The organism is Fulvivirga lutimaris, assembly GCF_009711525.1.
Lineage (GTDB): Bacteria > Bacteroidota > Bacteroidia > Cytophagales > Cyclobacteriaceae > Fulvivirga > Fulvivirga lutimaris.
The window spans coordinates 1-12,735 of sequence record NZ_SMLV01000310.1; the positions used below are offsets into that span (position 1 = coordinate 1).

Annotated in this window: 12 protein-coding genes; 7 read left to right on the forward strand and 5 right to left on the reverse strand. The window is 38.6% G+C overall.

Annotated elements, in window-relative coordinates; all coding sequences use genetic code 11:
* Both E1140_RS05965 and E1140_RS05970 read left to right on the forward strand, forming a co-directional pair.
* On the forward strand, positions 1 to 889 hold an 889-nt coding region (locus tag E1140_RS05965), incomplete at its 5' end, for an NAD(P)H-dependent flavin oxidoreductase (RefSeq protein ID WP_155180253.1).
* Entirely contained in the window at positions 873 to 1,265 is a 393-nt protein-coding gene (locus E1140_RS05970) for a VOC family protein (protein WP_155180256.1), read from the forward strand. The genes E1140_RS05965 and E1140_RS05970, both read left to right, overlap by 17 nt.
* Here E1140_RS05970 and E1140_RS05975 read toward each other — a convergent pair.
* The 3 genes from E1140_RS05975 to E1140_RS05985 all read right to left on the reverse strand — a co-directional run bounded on the left by E1140_RS05975 (position 1,262) and on the right by E1140_RS05985 (position 3,825).
* On the reverse strand, positions 1,262 to 1,528 hold the full coding sequence (locus E1140_RS05975; protein WP_155180259.1) for a hypothetical protein: 267 nt from the start codon (positions 1,526 to 1,528) through the stop codon (positions 1,262 to 1,264). The two genes, E1140_RS05970 and E1140_RS05975, sit on opposite strands and share 4 nt — an antisense overlap.
* Before the next feature lie 75 nt (positions 1,529 to 1,603).
* Positions 1,604 to 2,320, reverse strand: coding sequence for a glycosyltransferase family 2 protein (locus E1140_RS05980; RefSeq protein WP_155180262.1), 717 nt, complete (start codon positions 2,318 to 2,320; stop codon positions 1,604 to 1,606).
* Entirely contained in the window at positions 2,317 to 3,825 is a 1,509-nt protein-coding gene (locus tag E1140_RS05985; protein WP_155180265.1) for an ArnT family glycosyltransferase, read from the reverse strand. The genes E1140_RS05980 and E1140_RS05985 overlap by 4 nt, the downstream gene beginning before the upstream one ends.
* Positions 3,826 to 3,939: 114 nt before the next feature.
* Here E1140_RS05985 and E1140_RS05990 point away from each other — a divergent pair, with 114 nt between their 5' ends.
* The 5 genes from E1140_RS05990 to E1140_RS06010 all read left to right on the forward strand — a co-directional run bounded on the left by E1140_RS05990 (position 3,940) and on the right by E1140_RS06010 (position 10,524).
* Positions 3,940 to 4,854, forward strand: a complete 915-nt coding sequence (locus E1140_RS05990) for a hypothetical protein (protein WP_155180267.1) — start codon at positions 3,940 to 3,942, stop codon at positions 4,852 to 4,854.
* A gap of 108 nt (positions 4,855 to 4,962) precedes the next feature.
* A complete protein-coding gene (locus tag E1140_RS05995; protein ID WP_155180270.1) occupies positions 4,963 to 6,045 on the forward strand; it encodes an aminotransferase class V-fold PLP-dependent enzyme in 1,083 nt (360 codons plus the stop codon).
* A gap of 2 nt (positions 6,046 to 6,047) precedes the next feature.
* Complete coding sequence (locus E1140_RS06000; RefSeq protein WP_185153452.1) at positions 6,048 to 7,520, forward strand: alpha/beta hydrolase; 1,473 nt, start codon at positions 6,048 to 6,050, stop codon at positions 7,518 to 7,520.
* Positions 7,521 to 7,609: 89 nt separating this feature from the next.
* A complete protein-coding gene (locus tag E1140_RS06005) occupies positions 7,610 to 7,936 on the forward strand; it encodes a PadR family transcriptional regulator (protein WP_155180273.1) in 327 nt (108 codons plus the stop codon).
* Positions 7,933 to 10,524 (forward strand): ABC transporter permease, encoded by a 2,592-nt coding sequence (locus E1140_RS06010; RefSeq protein ID WP_155180276.1) that lies wholly within the window; start codon positions 7,933 to 7,935, stop codon positions 10,522 to 10,524. Before E1140_RS06005 ends, E1140_RS06010 begins: the two co-directional genes overlap by 4 nt.
* Before the next feature lie 119 nt (positions 10,525 to 10,643).
* Here E1140_RS06010 and E1140_RS06015 read toward each other — a convergent pair whose 3' ends face one another.
* The gene (locus E1140_RS06015; protein WP_155180278.1) at positions 10,644 to 11,687 is read right to left on the reverse strand and encodes a lysophospholipid acyltransferase family protein; all 1,044 of its coding nucleotides are present in this window, start codon (positions 11,685 to 11,687) and stop codon (positions 10,644 to 10,646) included.
* Positions 11,684 to 12,541 (reverse strand): bile acid:sodium symporter family protein, encoded by an 858-nt coding sequence (locus E1140_RS06020; RefSeq protein ID WP_343034162.1) that lies wholly within the window; start codon positions 12,539 to 12,541, stop codon positions 11,684 to 11,686. Before E1140_RS06020 ends, E1140_RS06015 begins: the two co-directional genes overlap by 4 nt.
* Positions 12,542 to 12,735: the final 194 nt, after the last annotated feature.

Here is a 12,735-nt window from a genome sequence, read left to right on the forward strand (position 1 = left end):
GGTATGGTGCAGCAGTTGGAGGCTGGCTTCGGCAGTTAGCAATGCCGGTGGCCTTGGCCTTATAGGTGCCGGGTCAATGCACCCCGAATTACTGCAGGAACATATTAGAAAATGTAAAGCTGCTACCAGTGAACCATTTGGCGTAAATGTCCCACTGCTATATCCTGAAATTGATAAACTCATGGATATTATAGTAAAAGAGGGTGCTAAGATCGTCTTTACCTCAGCGGGGAATCCCAAAACATGGACCACCTTTCTTAAAGACAAAGGAATAATAGTTGTTCATGTGGTGTCGAGTGTAAAGTTTGCTTTGAAAAGTCAGGAGGCTGGTGTTGATGCAGTTGCATGCGAAGGCTTTGAAGCAGGAGGACATAACGGCAGGGAAGAAATAACAACATTCTGCCTGATTCCTGCGGTGGCGCGAGCTTTAAACATTCCAGTGATTGCCGCTGGAGGCATTGCAGATGGCCACGGAATTTTTGGAGCACTGGCCTTAGGCGCTGAGGGTGTTCAGGTAGGCACCAGGTTTGCCATAAGTGATGAATCATCAGCACACCTCAATTTTAAGAAGCGTATTGTTGAATGCGCGGAGGGTGAAACTACATTAACACTGAAACAGCTTGCTCCGGTTAGGCTGATTAAAAACGAATTTTATAATTCCATCAGTGCTGCTGAAAAGCAAGGCGCTGATGCTGATACCCTAAGATCCATTTTAGGCAAAAGAAGGTCTAAGTTGGGAATTTTTGAAGGTGACCTAAAAGAAGGAGAACTTGAGATAGGGCAGGTTTCTGCGTATATCAATGACATTAGGCCTGCAGCTGAGATTCTTAAATACATGTGGGCAGAATATGAACAGCTAAAAAAGGACTTCTATGAAAGAGATAATTAAAATAAAGGAGACTTGCCTTTATATACATGATTTGGAGGCAGCCAAGTTGTTTTATAATGAGAAGCTTGGTTTAGAAATTATTCATTACCAACCTGAAAAGCATATTTTCTTCAGAGCAGGATCATCCGTGCTCTTATGCTTCAACCCAGATGATTCCAAAGAAAAATCTTCCCCCCCACCGCACTTTGCAGAAGGAAATCAGCATTTCGCCTTTGAAGTTGAGCAGGTGGACTACGAAAAATGTAAAGCAAGAGTTAAATCACTTGATATTCCCATTATTGATAAGCTAATATGGAAGTCAGGACAGGAATCCTTTTATTTCAAAGATCCAGAAGGCAATGTACTGGAAATTGTTCCTGTTGGAGTTTGGGACTAATTGTCTATAGCTAAACCAAAACGGTTTATAATACTTCCCTTACTTTTAACTGTGGCTTTTTGAGTAGCTTGTTTTGAAAGAACATTCTCTACCCAATATGTATAATCTTTATACTGAACACATTCAGTTAAAAGCTCACTTTCTGTTTGAATCTTAATGATGGTATCTAAGGTAAGCCATTCTCTTATGGCCAACTGCTCATTTAACGACAGGTCGCTAATTTGAATGTATTCTATCCCCTTATATACCTTGCTTTGAATCATACTACTTCATTTAGAAAGAAAGTAAAGATAAATATTACTGCGCGCTTAAAAGGTAACCGATAATTTAACAAATTGTTAAAACAGGTTATACCTTAATATACAATAAATTGCTCTGAAACCATCACGCCAATTTATCTTTTTCCCTTCCGCATAGGTACGACCATAGTATGATATTCCAACCTCATAAATCCTAATACCTTTTATTTTTGACAGTTTAGCTGTGACCTCAGGCTCGAAACCAAAACGTCTTTCCTTTAAATTTAACCCTTGAGCAACTGATGTCTTGATCAACTTATAGCATGTTTCCATATCTGTAAGGTTCAGATTGGTCAAGGCATTGGATAGGAAAGTAAGAACGTTATTTCCAATCGAGTGCCAGAAGAATAGTATGCGATGGGGGTTTCCTCCAATGAATCTGCTACCATAGACAACATCAGCCATCCCTTCCAAAACTGGTTTGAGCAATGCATTATATTCTCTTGGGTCATACTCGAGGTCTGCATCCTGTATTATCAGATAATCTCCAGTAGCTTCAGCTATACCTCTATGCAAAGCCGCTCCTTTTCCCATATTCTTCGGTTGGCTAAAGTATCTTATTCCTAGCTCTTTATTTGATTCAATATACTTCTTTATTGCATCTTCTGAATTGTCAGTAGACGCATCATTAACCATTACAATTTCTTTCTCAATGTTCCCGTTCAGCTCAACTTCCTTTATTTTATTCAAGATAAGGTGTATTGTCTTCTCCTCATTATAAACAGGGATGACAATGGATAATTTTTCTATGATCATCTTTTAAATTTTAAGAGAAAAGTGTCTGGGTTCTTTAAGTGCAGCACTTGCTCAAATCTATTGGGGTATTGCCTTACAGCAGGCAGTAAATACTGTAATGTATTGCCATAAACCTGATCAATCACAACATAATCAACTTTTTGTCTTTCCAAATGTGCAAGAAGCTCCGCTGCATCTTGGGTAAATTTGTAGCGCATGGTAAAATTATCACCGGCATAAGTGTAGAACAATGAAGGCTTACCACAGCCTACGACTTTACCATTTTCATTGCTTTTTATCCATTGAGCCACTTCAAAATATCGCTGCCAGGCTGGAGGAAAAGGTGCCTTGGCCGTTTCATGTAGCTGCACAAAGGAGCTTGCTGTTATTAATAGCAGGCCCAACCCCAGATACTGTAAAGTAGACTTTTCAGCTAATGATTTTTTCAGCTGTAATATTCCGTTAAACAGTCCAAAAAACAATATAGGTATGATAGGAACTATAAACCTGACACCTATCCATACGTCAGGCCAGATCATCAAAATACCAAAAGTACCTAGTAGATACCCAACTAATGTCCAACGATATTTATTGGTCTGGTAAATTCCATACCCTATTAAAATCAATAGGATGAATCCAAACACCCATGCTGCACCACTGATTGGGGCTCGATAATCAGGACCAAATGTGAAGATTGAGTCAGGAATCTCTCTTGTAATATATCTTGAAAAGTTATTTAAAGCCCTATCAATAAAATCTGACATGGACGCATCGCCTAACCCCGGGTTATACGGGTTAATCAACTTAAGCTGGTTCATATAAGATGCGCCTCCCATGCTCTGCCCACGAATAAACCAGGGTAAAGCACCTATAACAAAGGCTCCTATGAAAGCACCCATTAGTTTGATTCGCTTGTTCAGCAACATATGCAAACAGAATCCTGCTAATAAGGCAATGCCTAGAGACCTGACATAATACGCCATTATTGTAGCCAAAACGACTACTATCCAATTCTTATCTTTCCAGTAATTACCTTCAAAGTTTATTCTTCCATAAAAAAATATGGCCAATAATGAGAAGAACATATAAGGAATCTCTGACATGATCAAAGATGAATAGAACAACAGATGACTATTGAAAATAGTCACAAGCGAAATAACAAACCCAAGAATATAACTTTCAGAAATCTTAGTTACCAACAAGAATACTAGCCATAACGAAGCTGCCAGGAATATCTCATTCAGCATCTTAATGGCAACAATACTATCAGAAAAAACTATAAATGTGCTTATAATAGCCGGATAGCCAGGAGGGTAATGATTGTTAGGGCTTTTTGTTATTTTGGATATGTTGACATAACCTTCGCCTTGAGCAATGGATTTACCAAGTGAATAATAACTTGCATTATCACCCAATAAAGCAAGTTTGCTATCGAAGGTATAGATGGAAGCAAATAGAAATGCCACTGCCAGCACACCAAGGAATATCCACCTGCTTTTATATCCTATATAGTGACTATTGTTCATTTTAAAATTTAAAGGCGTAAATATAAGGATTTAATCATCTTCACATTATTCATCTTAAAAGTAACAGAATCATATTTGGATGTTTGTTGTTTAGTTAACCTAAACCCAAAAGTTATGGCTTCATTAATTATCAGAACTACATTTTTAATATCCCTAATTGGTATTTCACTGAACAGCTGTCAGAAAAAGGCCAATTCAAATTCCCGAGCCATTTCATCAGTGTCCACTCCAGAGTTTGCTGACTACTGGTATGCCGGAAAGGCTGAGCTTGTTTCGTACAATTTGAAACAGTCAAGGTATGGTGAAGTTCATGATGGAAAAGCTGTATTAATATTTGTTACTGAGCCCTTTTCTAAAAATAAGCAGGTAAAACTTGATAACGGAGAAGCTGCTGGTGATGATAAGCAAACCGTATTGAAACTAAACTTTACTAAAAAATTTGTGACTGGTATTTACCCATATTCTATGATGCTCTCGACTTTTACCCCCGTAGAGCTAAACAAGTACCCTAACACACCTAAAGTAACCATGAGCTCGCAAGAGTGGTGTGGCCATGTATTTAGTCAGATGAATCTTAAAAAGAATGAATACGAGGTGTCTTCTTACTCCTATTTTGAGCAGGAAGGAGATGTTAAGTTTGACTTGGGAAAAGCCCTATTGGAAGATGAGATCTGGAACAGAATAAGATTAGACTACAAGTCTTTACCTACTGGAGAATTTGATATTATACCAGGTCTTTTTCATACTCGACTGCTTCATAAAAATTTAAAAGCTGTAAGAGTACAAGGTGTTTTAGAAGAGACAGATTCTGCCAACTTTTATTCATTAATCTACACAGATAGAGCCCTAAAAATAGAATTTGAAAACACATTCCCTTACAAAATTCTTGGCTGGGAAGAAGAGTTCAATGGCTTAGGAGGCAAAAAAATGATAACATCCGCTAGCATTGACAAGACCTTAAACACTGACTATTGGAGCAAACATAATAGCAAAGATAAGTACCTGCGGGACTCACTAAATTTGCAGTAGTCAGGGCTTTGCTTAAATTTATGAAGTACTAATCTTTATTGAATGCTATCTTGCCAAAAGAAGCTGTTTTCACTGGACGGTGAAGCAACTTATATTAACTGCGCCTACATGTCACCTTTATTAAAATCTGTTGAAAAGGCAGGTATTAAAGGTATCGAAGGAAAAAGGAATCCGATCTCAGTTACTCCTGATGATTTTTTTAATGACACTGAACTCTTACGGGCAGAATATTCCAAACTCATTAACTCCTCTGACCCTAAACGGACAGTTGTTATTCCTTCTGTTTCTTACGGAATTTCTACGGCCGCCAAGAATATAAAAGTCAAAGCAGGACAAAAAATAATTGTGCTAGCTGAACAGTTCCCCAGCAATTATTACCCATGGAAAAGACTTTGTGATGAAAATGGGGCAACTCTTGAGATAGTAGCCGCTCCAAAATCTGGCAATAGAGGTGAAGCATGGAATCAGGCCATATTAAATTCTGTTGATAGCTCAACAGCAGCGGTAGCTATGGCACATGTTCATTGGGCTGACGGAACAAAATTCGACTTAGGGGCAATCCGAAAAAAGACATCTGAAGTTGGCGCATTATTAATTATTGACGGTACCCAATCAGTAGGTGCTTTACCTTTTGATGTTCAAAAAATTAAACCTGATGCACTGATCTGTGCTGGCTACAAATGGTTATTAGGACCCTACTCAATTGGACTTGGATATTTTAGCGAAGCCTTTGACAACGGTGTGCCTCTGGAAGAAAACTGGATTAACAGATTTGAAAGTGAAAACTTTGCAGGGTTGGTAAATTATAATGATGACTATCAACACGGAGCATTAAGGTATGAGGTGGGTGAACACAGTAACTTTATTTTGGTGCCCATGCTTCTAGAATCTCTAAGACAGATAAATCAATGGGGAGTTGAAAATATTCAGGAATACTGTAAACAACTTTTTGCCGAAGCGAATGAAAAGCTAAAGCAACATGAGTATGTAATTGAGTCTGAACAGTATCGCGGCCACCACTTGTTTGGAATAAGATCTTCTGATGCTTCTCGAATGGAAAAATTAAAGGCTAAACTCAGTGAAATCAAGATCTCTGTTTCTGTTCGTGGTGATGCTATAAGAGTATCTCCTCATTTGTATAATGATTCAAATGACGTTCAAAAGTTCGTTGATATCTTAACCTCTCTATAATTATGAAAGCTTTAAAATGGACCTTTATTATTATTTCGATAATAGTATTAGGTTATGTGGCAGGGCCAAGTGTTGATATTGATACACTTATTAAAGACTTACCTACGGTACCGTCAGACCTGAACGAACTTGAAAAGTTTGTTGATGAAAGGGAGGCCGCTATTCCAAACATTAAACCCAATAATGAAGGGCGGATAATTTGGAACGATTCGGTACATACAAAAACAGAATATAGCATGGTATACCTGCACGGTTTTTCAGCTAGTCAGGAAGAAGGTGCGCCTATTCATGAGAAGCTGGCCAAAAAATATGGCTGTAATCTCTACCTGCCCAGAATTGCGGGCCATGGTCTGGTTGAAGATGAGCCTATGCTTAACTTGACAGCTGAACAAATGATGGAAAGTGCCAAAGAGGCCATTGCCATAGGCATGCAGCTTGGTGAAAAAGTTATTTTATTGACTACCAGCACTGGCGGTACTTACGGACTCTATCTGGCAGAAAATAACCCCTCTATTGCGGGTATAGTCCTTTACTCACCTAATATTGATCTCTATGATGAAAGTTCATATTTACTAACAAAGCCCTGGGGCCTCCAAATGGCAAGACTCGTGGTTGGTTCAGATTACAATCAGTGGCCGTTAGACAGCGTTAGAGCTAACTACTGGACCAACAAATACCGACTGGAAGTGCTTACTCAATTGCGTGCCATGGTAGATGAAACTATGACGCCAGAAACTTTTGAAACTGTCACTTGCCCTGTGTTTTTGGGGTACTATTATAAAAATGATACTGCCCAGGACAATACGGTTTCGGTACCTGCCATGTTGACTATGTATGATCAAATTTCAACACCCGAAGAACAAAAAAGAAAAGTTGCCTTTCCGGAAGCAGGCCACCATGTTATTGGATGCTACCTGACATCAGGAGCTGTAGAGGAGGTAGAAACAGAGACTGAAAAATTTCTTGAAGAAGTCATAGGACTTAAGCCTGTCAACAATAAAACAGCTTACGCTCCGCAAACTGTTGATGATGAATTGGCAGTGGAAATTAACCAATATCTGATTTCAGATTATCTGAAAAGAGAAATTAAGGTTATGAATGAGGCCGATAGGCAGTACCAGTTCCATAAGATCGATTTGAACGAAGATGGTGTGGATGAAATTTTTATACGATTTGAATCAACCTTTTTTTGCGGAAGTGGCGGGTGCACATATTTACTGATGGATGTCAATTTTAATACTATTACACAGTTCACCGTTATGAACGCTCCTATTTACGTGGAGCCACAAAAGGTTAATGGCTGGAAGGTCCTCCTTGTAAAAAGTGAGGGGGAACCTAAAGAACTAAAATTTGAAGATGGTACTTATCCTGCCAACCCAAGTGTTTTACCTAAAGCACCATTTAATTCACCGAGTGCGCAGGCTCTGGTTTTATTTGATGATGATACTAGTAAGTCCAAAGTATATCAATTCTAACTTAAACAAGTAATTAAGGCCTCTTTAATGCGATTATAACCCTTTTGTAATCTTTTCGTATATTTAACTCTACATTTAGGAATTAAATAATGAAAGGAACAAATCTTGGCGAATTCGAGGAACTGGTTTTACTGATAACAGGTGTGCTATATCCAGAGGCATATGGCGCAGCCATTATTGCTGAAATTGAAGCTCAAACCAGCCGAAAACCAAGTGTAGGAGCGTTGCATTCTGCCTTGAACAGGTTAGATGAAAAAGGCTTTATAAAGTCTAAAACCGGAGAAAGTACTGAAAGTAGAAGAGGTCGAAAAAAGGTCTACTACTTTTTAACAGAGTCAGGAGAGCAGGCACTTGTAAATGCCCGACAGTTGAGAAACAATCTCTTCAATTTAATTCCAAACATTTCAGACAAATGAAACCTGACACACCCATAGACCCACCAAGATGGCCCTTTATTCTTTTAGGGTCATTTATGAATCCTCTACTATTAGATGAGGTGGAAGGTGACTTATATGAAACTTTTGACAAAAGAGTGGAAGAAGTGGGTGCAAAAAAGGCCAAATGGCTACTCATCCGTGATGTACTCAGCATGTTCAGGCCATTTGCAATAAAGAAAATCACAAACAAAAACTCAATAAACACGCTCACCATGATCTCAAGTTATTTCAAACTCACTATCAGAGGTATTAAATCAAATTTAATGTCCTCCCTCATCAGCATTTTCGGACTATCTATAGCCGTAGCGTGCTGTATTGTGCTCTTTTTATTTGGTATGAATATCATTACAGCGAATGATTTTATAGCTGATGCTGATAGGATTTACATGGTCACTTCTCATACCAAAAATGTAAATAATGACCCTTTTATATGGGGCAAAACTCCGGAAATGATGGGAACAACAGCGTCACAGGACTATAACGGTATTGATGGTATGACTAGAGTGCTCAATGGCAATGCGGTAGTAAGATATGGAAGTATTGTTCTGGAGGAGCCTATTCAATATGTTGATGAGGATTTTCTCAAAATATTCAACTTCGAACTTACTGATGGAACAAGTGCATCACTTTATGATGGCACTAAGGTTGTGCTTAGCGCCAAAGCCGCTGAAAAGTTTTTTGGGAAGAGTTATGCCTTAGATGAAGAGCTCAGCCTTATCATTAACGGAGAAACTATTCCTGTTACTGTAGGTGCTATAGCAGCTCCTTTCCCTACAAACTCCTATTTCAGTTTTAACATCTTGGTACCGTATAAACTGGCCAGTACTTCAACTTCAGATTGGGATAAACTAACCAATGCCACATTTTTCAAAGTTAAAAATGCATCGGCCATCGATAACATTAAAGATCTGTCAGGTCAGTATTGGCAAGCTTACAATTCAAAGTCTCCCAAATATCCTATTAGCCAATTTGAATTCATTCCATTTAGCCAGCTAACAAAAACGGATTATCAAATTGTAGGAAGCGTTGTAGGGCGAGAAAACCCATCAACACTGATAGGGATTATCTTTTTCGGACTGCTACTCATTTTTATCGCCTGCTTCAATTATGTAAACATAGCTATTGTAACAGCGACCCGAAGACTCAAAGAAATTGGTTTGAGAAAAAGTGTGGGCGCTTCCAAAAAGCAGTTGGTCTTTCAGTTTCTCAGTCAAAATGTATTTATGTGCCTGTTTGCAGTTATAGCAGGACTGATAGTGGCACATGTCATTCTCGTCCCTCTTTTCAATAGCTTTTTCCCATTTGAACTTTCTATAACTTATACTAATCCAACGCTATGGATATTTCTTTTATCCATTGCAATGAGCACGGGAATTTTATCTGGCATATACCCTGCTTTTTACGTGTCATCCTTTAGTGCTACAAATATTTTTCAGGGTAAAGAGAAGTTCGGAAGCAGCAAAAACTACCTTTTTAAATTCTTTCTTGGAATTCAATTTGCTTTCACCTTTTTAATCATCTTTTCTGGCATCTCATTTATCAGTAACAGTTCATTTCAAAAGGCTAAAGACTGGGGCTACAATCAGGGCGGACTGGTGGTTATTCCGACTACCACAAATGATCAATTCACGGCTCTGTTTAACCGACTATCAACATACCCGGAGATATCGTCTGTTTCAGGTTCGGCTAACCATATTGGCAATTCCACTTCTGTGATGGATATTGATATTCTGGATGAGAAAAAACCTGTTGTCGTCTATAATGTTGACTCCAGTTATCTGCGCACCATGGGTATTAAACTAGTAGAAGGTAGAAACCTTAATAGTGCTCTAGCTTCAGATGTAGAAAATGGCTTGATTGTCAATAGAAAGTTTGCGAATACTTTTATGATAGGTGATGTGCCCGGAAGTCAGATAAAAAGCAAAGGTGAACAATATAACATCATTGGGGTGGTTGAAGACTTTCATTACAGAAATTTCTATTTTCCAATAGATGCCATGGCGTTTAAGCTATCAACTCCAGAGCAAAATAATTTTATCATTGCAAAAGTAGATGCAGGCAATCTGACTCAGGTAAATGAGAAGATTAAGGCCGACTGGGGAAATATGTTTCCAGACTACCCCTACAATGGATATTTTCAAAATGAGGCGTTTGACGAGTTTTTCAGACAAATGTCCATACCAACCAATATCCTGATTACATTCTCAGTCATCTCTATTATCCTTTCCGCTATGGGGTTATTCGGCCTTGTGTCTTTGATTATCACCAAAAGAATGAAAGAGATAAGCATCAGAAAAGTGCTTGGTGCTTCAATGAAGGAGATTGCTCTGCTTACTAATGTTCCATTTATTGTGGTTTTAGGTATAGCTTTAATTGTAGCAATTCCAACAAGCCAGTATTTGATTAAACTCTATTTAGATCAGGTAAATGCCTTCCATGTTCCTATAGATTTCACAATCACAGTACCAAGCATTTTGATCTTGTTAATCACTGTCTTGCTGACCATTTCAAGCAATCTGTTTAAGGTTTCTAAGTCTAGTCCGGTAGAGGCCCTGGCTGAAAAGTAGATTTTAATCAAATACATCCCCCTAGCCCCCTTCAAAGGGGGATTATCCCCTAGAGGGGATTACAGGGGTGTGTTCTTTCATCATTACCATTTATGGATTAGAACACGACTTTAAAATCATCATTTTGACATTACCGAGCTAATCAATGGCATTCCAGCCAATGAAATAATAAAATATAAAATGCCCGCCCAATCGCCTAGCCAATAGGTTACTGACAGCGACTGAAGCACCAAGAAAACAGGGAAGAGGAAAATTCCTACACAAAACTTGATAGAAGCTACCATCACGGGATCCTTAATGCCTCTTTTGATCATGAGCCAAATACTCAATGGCAAAATGGCATTTAAAACAAATGGTAACTTTAACAGCTTCATGATGCCCATTTCAGGCTTCTTTGCAGGCTCAGGTTGGTAGTTATCCAGATTTTGAAGCCTTAAATTTGTATCAAATGGATTTAGAAAATCTGGATTAGTAGCTGTCAACCTTTGTAACTGCTCATTATAACTTCTTTGATCTTCAATATGGGTGATCAGGGTTTTTAGCCTCTTGGCTACAGCCTCTTTTAGCTTCGCTGAATCGATATTGAAATCTCCAGTATAAAGTTTCTTTACATCAATAGGATCACCAAAATAAAGACTTACACTACCTCTATATTTCTGATGATCCGTGTAGTTGATTCCCACTGGCACCACCTTCAAATTCAAATCTTTGTTAACATCAAGCGCCCCTAAGGCTATACGCGTAAATCCTTTACTTAATGGCCTCAGTCTTCTGTCAAAACTGTGATTCCCTTCAGGGAAAATCATAAACGACTCCCCTTTCAGCAACACACTCTTGCATCGCTCAAAAATCTCATCATTTAAAAACAGCGAATGTCTTCCATCTCTGATTCTGTAAATAGGCATCATGTAAATGAGTGCCAATAATTTCTTTAAAAAAGGCCTTTTAAAAACATCTGCGCGGGCAACAAAATGTGTTTTGCGCTTATTTTGAGTAACTACTAACAGTGCATCTATCAATGCATTTTGATGATTGGCCACAAAAATTACTGGGTCTTTATCAGGAATGTTGCTACTGCCCACCACCTTCAGCTTTTTAAAAAACAAATTCAACCCAAGGTTGACATAGTTAAGCAGCAAATAATAAAAAAGCCGATGTATCATGCAGACTGCCAACTTGTTTTGCCAGACCAATAACTACTCAAAATTAACCCCGATACGATGTGCCAAATGCCCCACCATGCGGTGATCATAGCCATACCACCAAGTCCATCAAAAAATGTAAAAATGATCAGCAGACCCAAGCCCGAATTTTGAATTCCAGTCTCTATGGTGATTGATTTACGGTCCTCATCTGATAGTTTAAACAAGGTAGCCAGACCATATCCACTAATAAATGCCAGTGCATTATGAATAAGCACCAGATACACTATGAGCTGAAAGAACTCTAGAAAAATGGACATGTTGTTTGAAAAGGCAATGACCACAAACGCCACGAAAATGAGTATGGATAATGGCTTCAACCATTTCTGTAAAAGCTCTGCCGTCTGAGGCTTCTTTTGTCTTAATAGCATTCCAAAAATTAGTGGAAGCACTAGGCTCAATACTATTACTTTTACCACTTCTATACCATCAATGCTCACCTGTCGCATGATCTCAGCTGTCGGCCCATATAGACTGGCCCAAAACCCAAAATTGAGTGGTGTAAGTAATAGAGCCGCTAGCGTGCTAAATGCAGTAAGACTCACCGAAAGAGCAACATTACCCTTAGCCAGAGACACCATAAAATTGGAAATATTACCTCCTGGACAAGCTGCCACGAGCATCATGCCCAATGCTATACTTGGCTGTGGCTCCAGTGAAATTATCAAAAGAAAGGTTATGAAAGGGAGTATCAAAAATTGTGATAAAATACCTATCAATGCGGATTTCGGTGACCTTAAAAGACTGGTGAAATCCTCTTTGGTTAAATTAAGTGCCACCCCAAACATGATAATGGCCAGGCAAAGATTAAGCACCCAAAGTGAGCTGTTATTAAAGTTAAGTTGAATGTTATCTATGACTCTTACTGGTTTAGTTTATTTTTCGAATATACAATTTTTTGTCTAGCGAACGTTTGCGGTTCAATGCGGACAAATTCACGTTTTCATGCCCGATATCGGCCAATTTGAGCTCCAAGCGCAACTTTTTGGTTTGCAATGCTGTTTAATTA